We start from the raw sequence: 16,237 nt of genomic DNA, 5'->3' as shown, positions 1-16,237 counted from the left end.
CCGCGCGTCCCCGGCTACACGGTTGCGGTGCCGTGCTCGCGCGCAAACGCGCCGCCGGGGATCGCTGACAGCAGCGCCTGCGTATAGGGATGCCGCGGCTTGCCGAACACCTCGGCGGTCAGCCCTTGCTCGACCACGGCGCCGTCCTTCATGACGGCGACGAGATCGCAGATCTGGGCGGCGACGCGCAAATCGTGGGTGATGAAGATGATGGAGAGGCCAAGCTGCTGGCGCAGCCCGGCGAGCAGCTTCAAGACCTGCGCCTGCACCGAGACGTCGAGCGCCGAGACCGGCTCGTCGGCAACCAGCACATCCGGCTTCAACGCGAGTGCCCGGGCGAGCCCGATGCGCTGGCGCTGGCCGCCGGAGAATTCGTGCGGGTAGCGATCGCCGGCGGAGGGATCGAGCCCGACCAGCTCGAAGAGCTTTCGCGCTTCCGCAATCGCGGTGGCGCGGTCGGTGCCGTGCACGATCGGTCCCTGCGCCACCAGCTCGGCCGCCTTGCGGCGCGGATTGAGCGAGGCGAACGGATCCTGGAACACCATCTGGATGTGGCGGGTCTCGCGCCTGATATCGTCGCGGCCGAGCTTTGCCCAGTCCTTGCCGTCGAGCACGATCGACCCGGTGTCCGGATCGATCAGCCGCACGATGCAGCGCGCGAGCGTCGATTTGCCCGAACCGGATTCGCCGACGATGCCGAGCGTCGCGCCGCGCGGCAGGTGCAGCGAGACGTTCTTGACGGCTTCCGTGATCCGCGCGCCGCGGCCGAGGAAGCCGCCGGTGCGGTAGGTCTTGGAGACGCCGTCGATGGTCAGGATGTCCTTGCCGGAAAGGATGCGCGGCGGCGGCGCCTTCAGCGGCGGAACGGCTGCGATCAGCTGCTTCGTGTAGGCATGCTGCGGATCGTTCAGCACCTTGTCGGCCGTGCCGTGCTCGACGATCGCGCCATGCTGCATCACCACGACGCGGTCGGCGATCTCGGCGACCACGCCGAAATCATGGGTGATGAACAGCACCGCGGTCTTCTTTCGCTGCTGCAAATCGCGGATCAGCTTCAGGATCTGTGCTTGTGTCGTCACGTCGAGCGCGGTGGTCGGCTCGTCCGCGATCAGGAGCTTGGGGTCGAGCGCGAGGGCCATCGCGATCATCGCGCGCTGGCGCTGGCCGCCAGAGAGCTCGTGCGGATAGGCTTTTGCGGCAGCCTTGGGGTCGGGGATGCGGACGTCCTCGAGCAGCGCCAGCACACGAGCATTGATCTCGGCCTTCGAGAGAGCGGTGTGGATCGCAAACATCTCGCCGATCTGGTCGCCGATCGTGCGCAGCGGATTGAGCGCGGTCATCGGCTCCTGGAAGATCATCGCGATGCCGGCGCCGCGCACATCGCGCATTTCGGCGCTATCGGCGGCGCAGAGGTCGCGGCCGTCGAACATCATCCGGCCCCGTTCGATCGTCACCTCGTTCGGCAGCAGCCGCATGATGGCGTTCGCCATCATCGATTTGCCGGAGCCGGACTCGCCGACCACGCAGAGGATCTCGTTCGACGCAATTGAAAGCGAAACGTCGGACAGCGCATGCGGCCGGTCGGCGCCCTTGGGCAGGCGCACCGTCAGGGCGTCGAGCGAAAGGACCGTGTCGCTCATCGGCTCTTCAGCCTCGGATTGAGCGCATCGTTGAGGCCCTGGCCGACCAGCGACACCGCGAGCACGGTGACGAGGATCGCAATGCCGGGGATCGCCGAGACGTACCACTGCACCCGGAGCACATCGCGGCCGAGCCCGATCAGATTGCCCCAGGAGGCGACGTTGGGATCGGACAGACGCAGGAAAGCGAGCGCGCTTTCCAGCAGGATCGCGACCGCCATCACCACGCTGGCATAGACGATGACGGGCGGCAGCGCGTTGGGCAGGATTTCGCCGAGGATGAGCTGGACGTCCTTCATGCCGAGCGTCTTGCCGGCCTGCACGAATTCGCGGTTGCGCAGCGACAGGAACTCGGCGCGAGTCAGCCGCGCCGGCGCCGGCCACGACACCACGCCAACTGCAATCGTCACCGTGGTCAGGGTCGAGCCGAACACCGCGACCAGCACCAGCAGCAGCACGAAGTTCGGCAGCGTCTGGAATGCCTCGGTGATCCGCATCAAGACATTGTCGACCCAGCCGCCGTAATAGCCGGCGAAGGCGCCGACCAGGATGCCGATCAGGATCGCGATCACGGTGGCGACGCCGCCGATCAGCAGCGAGATCCGCGCGCCGTAGAAGATCTGGGCGGCGATGTCGCGGCCGGAATTGTCGGTGCCAAGCAGGAAGCGCGGGTTGGAGAACGGCCAGATCAGCGGCCGGCCCGCCAAAGCGAGCGGATCGCGCGGATAGAGGAGACCCGCGCTGATTGCCATCGCGATGACAAGCAGCAGCAGGATCAGGCCGATCACCGCGGCCGGGCTGCGGAAGTAGCGCTTCACGGCATCCATCGTCAACCATCCGCCGCGATGCGCGGATCGAGCTGCGCGTAGAGCAGGTCGACGACGAAGTTCACGGATATGACGAGCAGCGCGGACACGAAGACGATGCCGAGCAGGGTGTTGAGGTCGCGCTGCACCACCGACTCATAAGCGAGACGGCCGAGGCCGGGCAGCGAGAACACGCTCTCCACCACGACCGAGCCGCCGAGCATGGTGCCGGCCTGCAATCCGATCAGCGTCACCATCGGCAGCAGCGCGTTGCGCAGCACATGGCGGGTGATGACATGGGTCTCGTCCAGCCCCTTGGCGCGGGCGGTGCGGACGAAATCGAGGTTCAGGACCTCAAGCATCGAGGCGCGCATGATGCGCAAATAGATCGCGAGGAAGATCAGCCCGAGCGTCAGCGTCGGCAGCACCAGATGGGCGGCGATATCGAGCACGCGCCAGATTCCGGTCTGGACGTTGCCGATATCCTCGAAGCCGCCCGGCGGCAGCCACTGCAGATAGACCGAGAACAGCACGATCGCCATCAGCCCGAACCAGAACGAGGGCGTGGCGTAGAAGATCAGGCCGAGCGTGGAGATCATCGTGTCCGGCCAGCGGTTGACGCCGCGCGCGGCGATCACGCCGAACACGAGGCCAAAGAAGAACGCGAATGACAGCGACGCCGTCATCAGCAGGATGGTCGGCGGCAGCCGTTCCAGGATCACGGTCGCCACCGGCTTGCCGTAGATCGAGGAGAAGCCGAGGTCGAGCCGGACCAGGTGCCACAGATAGTTCCCGAGCTGCGCCGGAACCGAGAGGTTCAGCCCGTAGAATTTGCGCAGCGCCTCGGCGGTCGCGGCGTCGCCGCCGCCCATCTGCGCCATCAGCGCATCGACGGTGTCGCCCGGCGCGAGCTGCAGCAGCAGGAACACGCCGATCAGGATCAGGAACAGGGTCGGGATCGAGGCGGCGAGCCGCCGCCCCGCAAGGCTCAGGATACGCATATTTTATCTATAGCGTTTTCGAACGATGTGGACACCGGTTCGGGGTGGGCACCGGCCCCTTCTTACCTCGCTCCGCTTGCGGGGAGAGGTCGGATCGCATCGCCAGATGCGATCCGGGTGAGGGGGTACAGGTCTATCGATGGAGCAATATCATGGAGCGAGCCCCTCACCCGACCCTCTCCCCGCAAGAGCGGGGCGAGGGAGAAGAGGGCGCCACGCCTAGCGCAGATGTGGCCTCATGCGCTCAGCCAAAGATCGTGCCAGCTCGTCGAGCCCCAGCGCGGCGTGTTGGAGTGGTTGCGCGCCTTGGCCGTGATCACGGTGACGAAGATCTGCTCGATCGGCATCCAGACCGGCAGCTCGGTGTTCACCTCCTTGACGAAATCGGCATAGAGCGCCTTGCGCTTGGCCGGATCGACTTCGGTGGCGGCATCGTCGATGGTCTTGTCGACGGTCTTGTCCTCCCAGCCCCATTGGTTGGTCCACGGCGCGCCCTTGGGCTGGCCGGAGCGGTACCATACCGTGGTCGAGACCGCGGGGTCGTTGCGATACTGGTGCCAGCCGGTCGCGAGATCGAAGGCGTGCTCGTCATAGACCTGCTTGAGGAAGCCGCCGCCGTCGTTGCGTACGATGTCGACCTGGATGCCGACTTCTCCCAGCGACTGCTGGATGAAGGTCGACCACAGCGAGATGTCCTCGCCCCACGGTGCCGGCAGGAGTCTCAGCGAGAAGCGGTTGCCGCTGGAGGCTTTGAAGCCGGCCTCGTCGAGGAGCGCGATCGCCTTGGCCTTGTCATAGGGGTATTGCGGCGTGTTCGGCCCGGGATAGAAGTCGGTCGAGGTCGACGGGATCGGGCCGGAGCCGAGCTTGGCGAAATCGCCCAGGAAATTGTCGATGAAGAACGGCACGTTGATCGCGTGCGCGATGGCGCGGCGGACCCGGATGTCCGCCAGTTCCTTGCGGCGGAAGTTGAACTCGATGGTGTTGGTGCGGGCGTTGCCCTCGTTGCCCTTGGTCTGGACGATGAAGCGCTTGTCCTTGCCGAGCCGCGCCATGTCCGAGATCGTCAGTCCCGAGAACGGGCTGTAGTGCAGCTCGCCGGCCTCCATCTGGGCGGCCGCGGCGGCGCGGTCGGTGATCACCTTCCAGACGATGCGGTCGAGATAGGGCGCGTTCGGCCGCCAGTAGTCCGGGTTGCGGTCGGCGATGATGTATTGCCCGCGCTCGTATTTGACGAATTTGAATGGGCCGGTGCCGACCGGCGCCAGATTGGTCGGGTTCTGCCTGATGTCGCCGCTCTCGTAGAGATGCTTGGCGGAGACGTAGCCGAGGTCTGGCAGGGCCCGGAGCAACAGGTTCAGCGGCATCGGCCGCTCGTAGCGGAAGATCGCGGTCTGCGGATCGGGCGTATCGACCGATGTGAGGAACAGCTGCAGCGTCGATCCGTAGTTGAGGATCTTCTTCCACATGTTCATCGCGGTGAAAGCGACGTCATCAGAGGTGAACGGCTTGCCGTCGTGCCAGGTGATGCCCTTGCGCAGCTTGAAGGTGACGGTCTTGCCGTCCGGGGTCGCCTCCCAGCTCTCGGCGAGCACGCCGACCGGCTGGCCGTTGGCGTCGAGGTCGACCAGATTCTCCTGGATCTTGCCGCCGATGATGTAGACGCCGGTCGAGGCCTGGATGCTGGGATTGAGCTGGCGCTGCTCGGCGCCGTAATGGACGTTGAACACGCCGCCCTTGCGTGGGGCCTCCTGCGCGAAGGCCCGCATCGGATTGATGACATTGGCCGCAATCGCGGCCGAGGTCAGAAGGGCCGTGCGGCGGTTGATCTCGAGGCGGCTCAAATCCATACGCGGGTCTCCGGTACTTACATAAAGGCTTGCATCGGGCGACCAGCCGGATCGGTCGTGGCGCCCCTTTGCGATGTTACGATGGAATGGGAACCCGAGTCATTTTCTAATGCCTCGGCCTTTTGGAGGATCGTTTCCGAAACCTGAAGTGGCGCATTGCGACGCTTCGCAACCCGGATCGGGCGCCGCATTGTCGCAGTTTGGGCCGCGCGAGTTGCGTCTGGTGATTCTCTCGAAGGGACGTTTCGGGAGCGCCGAAGCCGCGCAAACCCTGTAATTTTAGGGGTCGGAAGCGCCTTGACTTGAAAAAACACTGGAAAAAACCCTGATTCGGCGGCTGTCCACAGCGATATTGTGGTGGGGAGTGCAGAAAACACTGTTTTTCTCGGCGTTTTCCGCCATATCGTGCCCACTCCAGAATCAATGGAGCAACCATGGCTACCCAACTGTCGAAGTCGCAAGTGATCGAGAAGATCGCGACCACCACCGAACTCTCCAAGCGCGACGTCAAGAACGTTTTGGACTCGCTTGTCGATGTCGGCCACAAGGAGCTGAAGAAGGCCGGGGTGTTCCTCGTCCCCGGCTTCGCGAAGTTCGTTGTGGTCAAGAAGCCTGCGACCAAGGCGCGCAAGGGCACCAACCCCTTCACCGGCGAAGAGATGATGTTCAAGGCCAAGCCGGCCCGGAAGATCGTCCGCGCACGGCCGGTCAAGGCCGCCAAGGACGCGGTTTAAGATGAAAGGCCTCCGGTGACGGAGGCCTTTTGCTTTTGAGCCGTCGCTTCCTGCCGTTGGTTGCCAGCCCGCGTTTTCCAGCGAGTGGACACCGGTTCGCGTGAAGAAAACGCGCCAAAGCAGAATCTGGAGCTCCGGACCGGGTTGAACCGGGACCGGGGCTCTAGACTACCGGCGACCGGCCACCATCGACATTGATGGCGGTGCCGGTGATGTAGGAGCCTTGCTCCGAGGCCAGGAAGCAGGCGAGGTTGGCGAACTCCTCCGCCGTGCCGATGCGGCCGAGCGGGGTGCCCTTGGCAAGGCCCTTGGCGAATTCCCCGAAATCCGTGTTCGGCGCCTGGGCAGCATGCCGCTTGACCCATTGATCGCTCATGATCAGGCCGACCAGCAGCGCGTTCACCAGGATGTTGTGCTCGCCGCCTTCATTGGCCATCACCTTGGTCAGCGCCATGCCGGCCGCGCGCGACACCGAGGTCGGCGCGGAATTGCCGGCCGGCGCTTTCGCAAAGGTGTTGAGCACATTGATGATGCGGCCCCATTCGCGCTGCTTCATGCCCGGCCACACCAGCCGGCTGAAGCGGATCGCGGCGAACAGCTTCAGGTCGAGGTCCTCCTGCCAGGCCTCGTCGCTGATGCTCTCGAACGCCAGCGTGCGCGCCGTGCCGGCGTTGTTGACGAGCACGTCGATCTTGCCGAGATCGGCAACGATCTGGTCGTGAGCCTTGCTGATGTCGGAAGCCTTCGCGACGTCGCAGACATAATCGCGTACCACAAGGCCGTCCCTGGCGAGCGCTTCGCGCGCCGCAGCGAGGTCGGCCGCGCCGCGGGCGAGGATCGCGACCCTGGCGCCGGATTCGGCAAACCGCCGCGCCACCGCGATCCCGATGCCCTTGCTGCCGCCGGTAACCACCGCGACGCGGTCCTTCATTGATAGGTTCATTGTTGTTCTCCCTGGGGCTGGCCCGGAGAGGACGCTATCAAACCGACAGCGCGACCAACAAGGTCATGCAGAGCAGGTGTGCTGTGACAATCAGTGCGAGATGGAGCGGACCGGACATCGGAGATCTCCATGGTGGTGCGCATCTTATTTGTCGTCAGGCGAGCACCGCCGTCTGTCTCCCTCCCCCTGAAAGGGGGAGGGCGGGGTGGGGGTTGCTCTCCACGGACGCCGGCGTCTGTGGAGGCAGGATCCCCACCCGGATTGCTGTGCAATCCGACCTCCTCTTTTCAAGGGGAGGTGAGGAAAGAGCGTGCCCGGTTCACGCGCGCTGCTAGTTCGAGCGCGCGCTTGCCGTAAAGCTGCGGTCGACGGCCTTGCCGACGTCCAGCGTCTTGCCGAGGATGCCGTAGCGCGTCGCGCGATCGGAGGCGGCCTGCACCTCCTTCACCACGGCCTCGTCGATCGCGATCGGGCTCGTCTTCTGAGCGGTGTAGGCGGCGAGCAGCACGTCCTCCGGCAGTTTTGTGAGCTCGGCCGTGTTCCTGGCGTACTCGGCGAGATGGTCGAGCGACCACAGCCGCGCCTTGTTGAGCCGCTGCACCAGGTCCTGCACCGCCGCGCGCTTGGTTGCGATCGCGTTGTCGGAGGCGACGATGAAGGTGATGGTCGGCGTCAGCCCTTCGCCGTCGGCGACGACGCGCGCCTTGTCCTTCAGCGTGGCGTAGGAGATATACGGCTCCCACACCGCCCAGGCGTCGATCGAGCCGGCGAGCAGCGCGATCTTGGCGTCGACCGGGCCGAGCGGCGCGAAGGTCGCGTCCTCGATCCTGCTGCCGGCTTTTTCCAGCGTCGCGTTGATCAGGAATTGGCCCCAGCCGCCGCGCGTGCCGGCGAGGCGCTTGCCCTTCAGATCGGCCGCGGTCTTGATCGGTGAATCCCCGCGCACCAGGATCGCCTGCGTCCGCGCATCGGAGCGCGTGCCGCCGATCGCCTTGATCGGCGCGCCCGACGCATAGACCGTGAGGAAGGACAGATCGCCGGTGTAGCCGACGTCGAGCGCGCCGGCGTTGATCGCTTCCAGGATCGGGGCTGCGGCGGGGAATTCCGACCACTCGATCTTGTAGGGCAGATCCTTGGCGAGGCCGGAAATCTCCAGCAGCGAGCGGTTGCCGCCCTTCTGGTCGCCGACGCGCAGCACGATCGCGTCGGCCGCGAGCGCCGCAGCCGATGTCGACAGCGTGATCACGGCCGTGATCAGCGCTGCCGCCGTGCGGCGGGTGAGAGAATAGGCAGGGCCCGAGCGGGTCAGTTTGCGCATATGAATTTTCTTCCTGATTCATTCGCTGCGCCGCGGAACGCGCGGCAGCGTTCGATCAAGTCTATGAGCAAGCCGTTCGCCGTCAACGAAACGGAAATCTGAATTCGCCGGCTGCGCGGCAAGGATGATCTCGTCAAGCAGGCCGCGCGTAGAAGACATCGCGCATGCGGCCGCAAAACGCCTAGATTTGATGCAGTCACGGGTGATCGCGCCGCATCTCCGTCTGGGACGATCGTGAAAATCCTTTCATCGCCGCGCGATGCGATCGTGGAGAGTTCAGCTGTGGCGCCGACAACATTCGAAATTCCATTTCATTGACGATGATCTTGTCGCGCCGCATCATTTGCATGTTGCTTTGAGTGCAATCGCGCCGGAGAAATCCGCTTTTTTCTGAACCATGTGCTTCGAACGACGGGGCGTTCAAACGGAGACGTTTTGCGCGCGGGGCGGAGCCTTGCCGAAATGCAGGAGTGAAGATGTCGACGGATAACAAGAAGACGGTGATGGATCGCCGCACATTGCTGCGTGCGGGCGCCGCCGCGGCCTTTGCCGCGCCGATCGGGGCGTATAGTGCGCAGGCCTTCGCGCCACGGGCGATCACGCCGGCGATCGACTTCTCGGAATTCCCGGTCTGCAAGACCGCATCCGATGCACCGGCTTTGACCGGCGCGCCGCGCAAGCTGAAGCTGTCCTGGAACGCCGGCGCGGTCTGCCTTGCGCCGCTGCCGGTCGCGATCGACCACGGCTTCTTCCAGAAGCAGAATCTCGACGTCGAGCTGGTCAACTATTCGGGCTCGACCGACCAGCTGCTGGAGGCGATCGCCACCGGCAAGAGCGACGCCGGTCTCGGCATGGCGCTGCGCTGGCTGAAGCCGCTGGAGCAGGGCTTTGACGTCAAGATCGCCGCCGGCACCCATGGCGGCTGCATGCGCGTCCTGACCCGCACCAATTCCGGGGTCGACAAGCTCGCCGATCTCAAGGGCAAGATCGTCGCGGTCGGCGATCTCGCAGGTCCCGACAAGAATTTCTTCTCAATCCAGCTGGCCAAGCTCGGCATCGATCCGATCAAGGACGTCGACTGGCGCGCCTATCCCGGCAATCTCCTGAACGTCGCGGTCGAGAAGGGCGAGGTGCAGGCCTTCCTGTCGTCGGACCCGCTGGCCTATCTCTGGCTGAAGGATGCGCAGTACAAGGAGGTCGCCTCCAACCTCGACGGCGAATATCGCGACAAGAGCTGCTGCATCGTCGGCCTGCGCGGCAGCCTGGTGCGCGAGGAGCCTCAAGTCGCGCGCGCCATCACCCAGGCGCTGCTCGACGCCGCGATGTTCACCTCGCAGAACCCGGACAAGGCGGCGAAGTCGTTCCAGCCCTATGCGCCGAAGGCGGCGAGCCTCGCCGATCTCGAGGCAATGGCGCGCTACCACACCCATCACCATCATCCGACCGGCGAGGTGCTCAAGCGCGAGCTGAAGGGCTACGCCGACGACCTCAAGACGGTGCAGGTGTTCAAGCAGAGCACCGACACGGCCAAATTCGCGGAGCGGATCTATGTCGACGTATTCAGTGTCTGACGCGACGGCCGCGGCCGCGCCGCGTGCGGCGGTCACGTTCTCGAACCTCTCCGGCAGTTACGGTGTCGGCCTTGCGGCGAGCCTCGTCTGGCTCGCATTCGGCCTCGCATGCCTTTATTGGCCCGATGTCGGCGACTGGTCGCGGACCGGATCGCTCGGCATCGGCGCGATCGTCATCGCCGCGTTCATCCTGTTCGGCACATTCAGCGCGGATTATCTCGGCGGCGCCGGGCAGGCGTTGCGCAAGCGCGCGCCATGGCTGGTGGCGTTCGGCGCCTTCGTGACGTTGTGGGAGGTGGCCACCGCAAAGTTCGCTTGGCTGCCGCTGCCGTTCTTCCCGCCGCCGCAGTCGATCCTCGAGGTCTATACCGACGATCTGCCGAAACTGCTCGATAGCGTGTTCGCCTCGATCAAGCTGCAGCTCGGCGGCTACATCATCGGCGCAACCGTCGGCTTTATCACCGGTGTCTCGATCGGCTGGTCGCAGAAGATCGGTTACTGGGTGCATCCGGTGCTGCGCTTCATCGGCCCGCTGCCGGCTACGGCCTGGCTGCCGATCGCTTTCTTCACCTTTCCGTCGAGCTGGAGCGCCTCGACCTTCCTGATCGCGCTTGCCACCGGCTTTCCGGTGACGGTCCTGACCTGGTCGGGCGTCGCGAGCGTCAGCAGCGCCTATTACGACGTCGCGCGCACGCTCGGCGCAAAACCGTCATTCCTGGTGCTGAAGGTCGCGATCCCCGCCGCGCTGCCGCATGTGTTCGTCGGCCTGTTCATGGGGCTCGGCTCGTCCTTCGCGGTGCTCGTCGTCGCCGAGATGATCGGCGTCAAGGCCGGGCTCGGCTGGTACCTGCAATGGGCGCAGGGCTGGGCGGCGTATGCCAACATGTATGCGGCGCTGATCGTGATGTCGCTGCTCTGCTCCGGCGCGATCACGCTCTTGTTCCGCACCCGCGACCGCCTGCTGGTCTGGCAGAAGGGCGTCGTCAAATGGTAGCGCAGTCCGCAGCTGAGGCGATCACCTATCCGGCGGTCGGCGCCGAGCTCGATATCGAAGGCGTCAGCCACGCCTTCGATATCGATGGCGCCACGCTGCCGGTGCTCGACAATGTCAACCTCGCGATCGCGCCGGGCGAGTTCGTCGCGCTGCTCGGCCCGTCCGGCTGCGGCAAGTCGACCTTGCTGCGGCTGGTGGCCGGGCTGGAGAAGCCGCGCGCGGGCACGCTGCGCGAGGATGAAGTCCGCATCGCCGGACCGCATCCGTCGCGGGTTGTCGTGTTCCAGGACCCGACGCTGTTTCCGTGGCGCACGGTGTGGGACAATGTTGCGCTTGGCCTCGAAGCGCAGGGCATTCTGAAGGCGCAGCGCCACCGCGTCGATGACGTCATCGAGCTGGTCGGCCTGTCCTCGTTCCGCAACGCTTATCCGCACCAGCTGTCCGGCGGCATGGCGCAGCGCGTGGCGCTGGCGCGCGCGCTGGTCAACGATCCGAAGATCCTGGTGCTCGATGAGCCGCTCGGCAAGCTCGATTCGCTGACGCGGATCGCCATGCAGTCAGAACTCGTCGCGCTGTGGCAGCGCAAAGGCTTCACCACGCTGTTGGTCACCCATGACGTCGAGGAGGCGCTGGTGCTCGCCAACCGCGTCATCGTGCTCTCCGATCGGCCGGCGCGGATCAAGGCGGACATCGCTGTCGCCCGGCCGTATCCGCGGCATCGCGGCGATCCTTATCTGGCTGAGCTGCGCAAGCAGATTCTCGGCCTGCTCGGACTGGAGGCGACATGGTGAGATCTGCGGCGAGGGAGCTGCATCCGGCGGACGGGCCGGAGCACATCGCGCGCGCGTTGCGGCTCGCCGACGTCTTTGCAGCGCGTGCGCCGGCGCACGACCGCGACGCCAGTTTTCCCTTCGAGAATTTCGTCGATCTCTCCCGCGAAGGCCTGCTGGCGCTGACCGTGCCGGCGGCGCTCGGCGGCGGCGGAGCGGGCGCTCGCGACGCCACGCGCGTGCTCGGCATCATCGGCAAGGCCGATCCGTCGACCGCGCTGGTGCTGTCGATGCATTACATCCAGCATCTGGTGATGGCGCGCAGCACGCGTTGGCCGGGCCGGCTGTCGCGCAAGCTCGCCAAGGAGACGGTCGAGGGCGTGGCGCTGATCAATGCATTGCGCGTCGAGCCCGAGCTCGGCTCGCCCGCGCGCGGTGGCCTGCCGGCGACGACGGCGCGCCGCACCGAGACCGGCTGGCGGCTGACCGGCAAGAAGATCTATTCGACCGGCGCGCCGATCCTGAAATGGTATTCGGTCTGGGCGAAGACCGATGAGCCGGAGACCCGTGTCGGCTTGTTTCTGGTTCCCGCCGGTCTGCCGGGAACGCGGATCGAGGAGACCTGGGACCATCTCGGCCTGCGCGCCAGCGGCAGCCACACCGTGATCTTCGACGACGTCGTGTTTCCGCTGGATTACGAGATCGACGTGCGCACGCCCGACGACTGGAAGGTTCCTGACGTCACCCAGGCGACCGTGCATGCGATCTTCGTCGCCGCGATCTATGACGGCATCGCCCGCGCGGCCCGCGACTGGCTGGTCAAATTCCTGAAGGAGCGGGTGCCCGCCAATCTCGGCGCGCCGCTCGCGACCTTGCCACGGATGCAGGAGGTCGTCGGTGCGATCGAGGCGCGGCTTGCGGTCAATGCCCGCCTGATCGACAGCTTCGCGACCGATTTCGATAACGGCTTCCCGCTGTCCGCGATCGAGTCTAACATCATCAAGCTGACGGTGACAAATAACGCCGCGGCAGTGGTGGAGGATGCCTTGTCGCTGACCAGCAATCACGGCCTGTCGCGAACCAATCCGCTGGAGCGGCATTACCGTGACGTGCTGTGCGGCCGCGTCCATACCCCGCAAGACGATGCCACCCGTGTCTCCGCCGGACGCTCCGCGCTGGGCGTCTGAAAACAATAGCCAACAACAACGGAGTTCCCGTCATGCCGGTCGAGTTCATCGGCTTCATCACCAACAACAATGCCTCCGAGACCATCGTCCGCTCAGGCCCGGTGCTCGATCCGCCCTATATCGAGACAGTGGCCAAGGCGCATGAGCTCGCCGGATTCGATCGCGCGCTGCTGGCGTTCCATTCCACCACGCCGGATGCGTTGCAGGTCGCGCAGCATGTCCTGACCATCACCAAACAGCTCAAGGTGATGATCGCGCAGCGACCGGGCTTCACCGCGCCGACGCTGCTGGCGCGCCAGCTCGCGACGCTGGATCAGTTCTACGGCGGCCGCGTCTCGCTGCACGTCATCACGGGCGGCAACGCCATCGAGCTGCGCCAGGACGGCAACACGCTCGACGACAAGGACGAGCGCTACGCCCGCACCAGCGAATTCCTCGACGTGGTGCGGCTGGAGTGGACCAGCGAGAAGCCGTTCAACTACAGCGGCAAGTATTACAACGTCGAGAACGGCTTCTCGCAGGTGAAGCCGTTGCAGAAGGGCGGCATCTACACCTTCGTCGGCGGCGGCTCGGACGCCGCGGTCGAGGTCGCGGGCAAGCACGCCGATACTTTCGCGCTGTGGGGCGAGTCCTACGCGCAGGTGCGCGATGTCACCGCGCGGGTGCGCGCCGCCGCGGCCAGGCACGGAAGGCCGACGCCGCGCTTCAGTCTGTCGGTGCGGCCGATCCTCGCCGACACCGAAGAGAAGGCGTGGAAGAAGGCGGAACATATCCTCGAGCGCGCCACCGCGCTGCAGGACCAGACCGGCTATCGCCGTCCCAACCACGCGACCGACGGCGCCAAGCGGCTGCTGGCGCTCGCCGATCAGGGTACGCGCATCGACAAGCGGCTGTGGACCGAGATCGCCAAACTGACGGGCGCCAACAGCAATACCACCGCGCTGGTCGGCACACCCGAGCAGGTCGCCGAGGTATTCGGCGATTATTACGATCTCGGCGTCAGCCACTTCCTGATCCGCGGCTTCGACCCGCTGGTCGATGCGATCGATTATGGCCGGGCGCTGATCCCGCTGACCCGCAAGCTGATCGAAGCGCGCGACCAGCAGCGGGGGATTGCCGCCGAATGATCCGTCTCATTGTTGCGGCAGTGCTTGCGCTCGTCGCCGTCGACGCGGCCTTCGCGCAGACCACGCTGCGCGTCGGCGACCAGAAGGGCAATTCGCAGGCCGTGATGGAAGCGGCCGGTGTGCTCAAGGACGTTCCCTACAAGATCGAGTGGAAGGAGTTCGCCGCAGCCGCGCCGCTGCTGGAGGCCCTGGGCGCAGGCGCGATCGATACCGGGCTGGTCGGCGACGCGCCGTTCACCTTCGCGGCGGCCGCCAAAATTCCGGTCAAGGCGATCGCCGCGGTGCGGCAGTCGCGCGACGGGCTCGCGGTCGTGGTGCCGGAGAACTCCGCGATCAAGAGCTTCGACGATCTGCGCGGCAAGAAGATCGCAACCGGCCGCGGCTCGATCGGCCATCAGCTGATCCTGGCGGCGCTGGAATCCAGGGGTTGGCAGGCGAACGACGTGCAGATCGTGTTCCTCGCGCCGTCGGATGCCAAGGTCGCCTACACGCAAGGTTCGGTCGACGCCTGGTCGACCTGGGAGCCTTATGTGAGCCAGGAAGAGGTGCTGTTCAAGTCGCGCCGCGTCATCACGGCTGACGGCATCACGCCCGGCCTCGGCTTCCAGGTCGCAACGCCCGATGCGATCAAGGGCAAGCGCGCCGAGCTCGAGGATTTCGTGCGTCGCCTCGCCGCGGCGCGCGCATGGTCGCAGAACAATGTCGAGGGCTACGCTGCGACCTGGGGCAGGCTGATGAACATCCCGCCCGCGGTGGCGGTGAACTGGCTGACGCGGGCCAAGATCCGCATCGCGCCGATCGACGACAGCGTGGTCGCCGACGAGCAGAAGACCATCGACCTCTACGACCGCTGGGGCCTGATCCGGCAGAAGATCAACGCCGCCGACATCGTCGACCGCTCGTTTGGTGCGGCCGTCGGGAAGGGCGCGGGACTGTAGGCAATTTGCAAGCGACACCAAACATTCAGCGTCGTCCTGGCTTTCGCCAGGACGGCGGGTGCTCGCACGATTTCGGAATATTGGAAAAATATCCCTGATTTGCCCGACGTGTCAAGCTGCCCTGTCGAAGGCCGGCAGCCGCGAGGTCCTTTGCATGGGGTTGTTTTCGATATTTTGCCGGCGCACCTGCGGCGGCCCTGCAGGCGGGAGATGTGGACCGTCTGCGCGGAAGCGATTCAGCTCCGCACTATTGCACCGCTAACGAACCCGTGATTCAAAACATCCATTCGTCCGCCGGCTGCCGCGCGGCAAGGATTTTCCCCGTTTGGCACATTCCAAAACCGCAACGTTGCTATTTTCGCCACGACCTTGCCACCCCGCCCGGCGCCGCCAAGATCAAAAGCACGAACAATCGAGTCCGGGAGATCACCATGGGCCTTCAACAAACTCGCATCGAGTCGCTGCCGTTTGTGACCGCTGAACTGAATTATCTCGCGCCGACGCCGGGCAAGCCCCGGACCTACGCCTTCGATCCGCCGCCCGGCGAACCCAAATCCACCGCGCTGCCCGAAGCCCACAATGTTCCGATATTTGACGGGCGTTTGATCGCCGACAGCTTCTCGCTCGATCGCGAGGGCTTTGCGCTGGTCAAGCATCCGACCAGCGTCAAGGACTATTACGACGAGAACGAAGTCCGCAACGTCTACTATCCCGCCGTCGAAGCCTTCCTGAAGGCGACGCTGAAGGCGGATCGCGTTGTCATCTTCGATCACACCGTGCGCAAGCGCGTCGAGGGCGCGGCTGACATCCGCGGCGGTGGTCCGCGCCAGCCGGCGACCCGCGTCCATGTCGACCAGACCGCCGTCTCCGGCCGCAACCGCGTGTTCGAGCACCTGCCCGACGAGGCCGAGCAGCTGGTCAAGGGCCGCGTCCAGGTGATCAATCTGTGGCGCCCGATCCGCGGTCCCCTGCGGGATTCACCGCTGGCGATGGCCGACGGCACCACGGTCGCGCCGGAGGATTTGATTGCTTCGGACCTGATCTATCCGAACCGCAGCGGCGAGACCTACTCGGTGAAGTACAATCCGAACCACCGCTGGTTCTACATTCCCGAGATGACGCCGGACGAGGCGATCCTGCTGAAATGTTACGACTCGGCGACCGACGGTCGCACGCGGTTCGGGCCGCATACGGCGTTCGTCGATCCGACCACGCCGGCGGATGCCGCGCCGCGCGAGAGCATCGAGCTGCGCACGCTGGTGTTCCATAAGCAGTGAAGTCACCTCGCCCCGCGTGCGGCAGGGGTGTCCGGGGAATGATTCACTGTGTCGCGGTGCATGCTCGGCAGGACCGAGGCA

At 65.3% G+C, this 16,237-nt stretch carries 14 protein-coding genes; 8 read left to right on the top strand and 6 right to left on the bottom strand.

The window, feature by feature from the left end:
* Window positions 1-14: 14 nt before the first annotated feature.
* The 4 genes from Q2M23_RS34930 to Q2M23_RS34915 form a co-directional block, all read right to left on the bottom strand.
* The gene (locus tag Q2M23_RS34930; protein WP_316398466.1) at window positions 15-1,640 is read right to left on the bottom strand and encodes an ABC transporter ATP-binding protein; all 1,626 of its coding nucleotides are present in this window, start codon (window positions 1,638-1,640) and stop codon (window positions 15-17) included.
* The gene (locus tag Q2M23_RS34925) at window positions 1,637-2,467 is read right to left on the bottom strand and encodes an ABC transporter permease (RefSeq protein WP_016843116.1); all 831 of its coding nucleotides are present in this window, start codon (window positions 2,465-2,467) and stop codon (window positions 1,637-1,639) included. Before Q2M23_RS34925 ends, Q2M23_RS34930 begins: the two co-directional genes overlap by 4 nt.
* 2 nt (window positions 2,468-2,469) lie before the next feature.
* Window positions 2,470-3,447 (bottom strand): ABC transporter permease, encoded by a 978-nt coding sequence (locus Q2M23_RS34920; RefSeq protein ID WP_316398465.1) that lies wholly within the window; start codon window positions 3,445-3,447, stop codon window positions 2,470-2,472.
* 236 nt (window positions 3,448-3,683) lie between these two features.
* Entirely contained in the window at window positions 3,684-5,297 is a 1,614-nt protein-coding gene (locus Q2M23_RS34915; protein WP_316398464.1) for an ABC transporter substrate-binding protein, read from the bottom strand.
* A 434-nt stretch (window positions 5,298-5,731) separates the two neighbouring features.
* On the opposite strand from Q2M23_RS34915, the gene Q2M23_RS34910 reads away from it, so the two are divergent.
* Complete coding sequence (locus Q2M23_RS34910) at window positions 5,732-6,031, top strand: HU family DNA-binding protein (protein ID WP_021077434.1); 300 nt, start codon at window positions 5,732-5,734, stop codon at window positions 6,029-6,031.
* A 163-nt stretch (window positions 6,032-6,194) separates the two neighbouring features.
* Here the strand turns inward: Q2M23_RS34910 and Q2M23_RS34905 are convergent, their stop codons facing one another.
* Window positions 6,195-6,974 carry an SDR family oxidoreductase gene (locus Q2M23_RS34905; RefSeq protein ID WP_316398463.1) on the bottom strand — a complete coding sequence of 260 codons (780 nt, stop codon included), beginning with the start codon at window positions 6,972-6,974 and terminating at the stop codon, window positions 6,195-6,197.
* A gap of 331 nt (window positions 6,975-7,305) precedes the next feature.
* Window positions 7,306-8,292: an ABC transporter substrate-binding protein gene (locus Q2M23_RS34900; RefSeq protein ID WP_156436032.1), complete on the bottom strand. Its 987-nt coding sequence runs from the start codon at window positions 8,290-8,292 to the stop codon at window positions 7,306-7,308.
* Window positions 8,293-8,768: 476 nt separating this feature from the next.
* Between Q2M23_RS34900 and Q2M23_RS34895 the strand changes: the two genes are divergently transcribed.
* The 7 genes from Q2M23_RS34895 (at window position 8,769) to Q2M23_RS34865 (ending at window position 16,156) form a co-directional block, all read left to right on the top strand.
* Window positions 8,769-9,863 carry an ABC transporter substrate-binding protein gene (locus Q2M23_RS34895; RefSeq protein WP_253587503.1) on the top strand — a complete coding sequence of 365 codons (1,095 nt, stop codon included), beginning with the start codon at window positions 8,769-8,771 and terminating at the stop codon, window positions 9,861-9,863.
* The gene (locus Q2M23_RS34890; protein WP_253587502.1) at window positions 9,841-10,857 is read left to right on the top strand and encodes an ABC transporter permease; all 1,017 of its coding nucleotides are present in this window, start codon (window positions 9,841-9,843) and stop codon (window positions 10,855-10,857) included. Before Q2M23_RS34895 ends, Q2M23_RS34890 begins: the two co-directional genes overlap by 23 nt.
* Window positions 10,851-11,648, top strand: a complete 798-nt coding sequence (locus tag Q2M23_RS34885; protein WP_229193070.1) for an ABC transporter ATP-binding protein — start codon at window positions 10,851-10,853, stop codon at window positions 11,646-11,648. The genes Q2M23_RS34890 and Q2M23_RS34885 overlap by 7 nt, the downstream gene beginning before the upstream one ends.
* Window positions 11,642-12,814, top strand: coding sequence for an acyl-CoA dehydrogenase family protein (locus Q2M23_RS34880; protein WP_057015137.1), 1,173 nt, complete (start codon window positions 11,642-11,644; stop codon window positions 12,812-12,814). The genes Q2M23_RS34885 and Q2M23_RS34880 overlap by 7 nt, the downstream gene beginning before the upstream one ends.
* Before the next feature lie 32 nt (window positions 12,815-12,846).
* Window positions 12,847-13,941 carry an LLM class flavin-dependent oxidoreductase gene (locus Q2M23_RS34875; RefSeq protein WP_106328824.1) on the top strand — a complete coding sequence of 365 codons (1,095 nt, stop codon included), beginning with the start codon at window positions 12,847-12,849 and terminating at the stop codon, window positions 13,939-13,941.
* On the top strand, window positions 13,938-14,879 hold the full coding sequence (locus Q2M23_RS34870) for an ABC transporter substrate-binding protein (protein WP_141340950.1): 942 nt from the start codon (window positions 13,938-13,940) through the stop codon (window positions 14,877-14,879). Before Q2M23_RS34875 ends, Q2M23_RS34870 begins: the two co-directional genes overlap by 4 nt.
* 431 nt (window positions 14,880-15,310) lie before the next feature.
* On the top strand, window positions 15,311-16,156 hold the full coding sequence (locus Q2M23_RS34865; protein WP_076824469.1) for a CmcJ/NvfI family oxidoreductase: 846 nt from the start codon (window positions 15,311-15,313) through the stop codon (window positions 16,154-16,156).
* Window positions 16,157-16,237 lie beyond the last annotated feature (81 nt).

Origin of the sequence: Bradyrhizobium sp. 33ap4 (assembly GCF_032654765.1) — a bacterium.
Taxonomy (GTDB): domain Bacteria; phylum Pseudomonadota; class Alphaproteobacteria; order Rhizobiales; family Xanthobacteraceae; genus Bradyrhizobium; species Bradyrhizobium australafricanum.
Note: the sequence above shows the minus strand (reverse complement) of the source record. Positions and strands in the feature narration are given on the sequence as shown.

Excerpts from the sequence above, each read along its gene's own strand:
- Q2M23_RS34880 (WP_057015137.1), top strand. The coding sequence starts at position 11,642 with ATGGTGAGATCTGCGGCGAGGGAGCTGCATCCGGCGGACGGGCCGGAG.
- Q2M23_RS34905 (WP_316398463.1), bottom strand. The coding sequence starts at position 6,974 with ATGAACCTATCAATGAAGGACCGCGTCGCGGTGGTTACCGGCGGCAGC.
- Q2M23_RS34865 (WP_076824469.1), top strand. The coding sequence starts at position 15,311 with ATGGGCCTTCAACAAACTCGCATCGAGTCGCTGCCGTTTGTGACCGCT.
- Q2M23_RS34900 (WP_156436032.1), bottom strand. The coding sequence starts at position 8,292 with ATGCGCAAACTGACCCGCTCGGGCCCTGCCTATTCTCTCACCCGCCGC.
- Q2M23_RS34915 (WP_316398464.1), bottom strand. The coding sequence starts at position 5,297 with ATGGATTTGAGCCGCCTCGAGATCAACCGCCGCACGGCCCTTCTGACC.
- Q2M23_RS34885 (WP_229193070.1), top strand. The coding sequence starts at position 10,851 with ATGGTAGCGCAGTCCGCAGCTGAGGCGATCACCTATCCGGCGGTCGGC.
- Q2M23_RS34895 (WP_253587503.1), top strand. The coding sequence starts at position 8,769 with ATGTCGACGGATAACAAGAAGACGGTGATGGATCGCCGCACATTGCTG.
- Q2M23_RS34910 (WP_021077434.1), top strand. The coding sequence starts at position 5,732 with ATGGCTACCCAACTGTCGAAGTCGCAAGTGATCGAGAAGATCGCGACC.
- Q2M23_RS34930 (WP_316398466.1), bottom strand. The coding sequence starts at position 1,640 with ATGAGCGACACGGTCCTTTCGCTCGACGCCCTGACGGTGCGCCTGCCC.
- Q2M23_RS34890 (WP_253587502.1), top strand. The coding sequence starts at position 9,841 with ATGTCGACGTATTCAGTGTCTGACGCGACGGCCGCGGCCGCGCCGCGT.
- Q2M23_RS34870 (WP_141340950.1), top strand. The coding sequence starts at position 13,938 with ATGATCCGTCTCATTGTTGCGGCAGTGCTTGCGCTCGTCGCCGTCGAC.
- Q2M23_RS34925 (WP_016843116.1), bottom strand. The coding sequence starts at position 2,467 with ATGGATGCCGTGAAGCGCTACTTCCGCAGCCCGGCCGCGGTGATCGGC.
- Q2M23_RS34875 (WP_106328824.1), top strand. The coding sequence starts at position 12,847 with ATGCCGGTCGAGTTCATCGGCTTCATCACCAACAACAATGCCTCCGAG.
- Q2M23_RS34920 (WP_316398465.1), bottom strand. The coding sequence starts at position 3,447 with ATGCGTATCCTGAGCCTTGCGGGGCGGCGGCTCGCCGCCTCGATCCCG.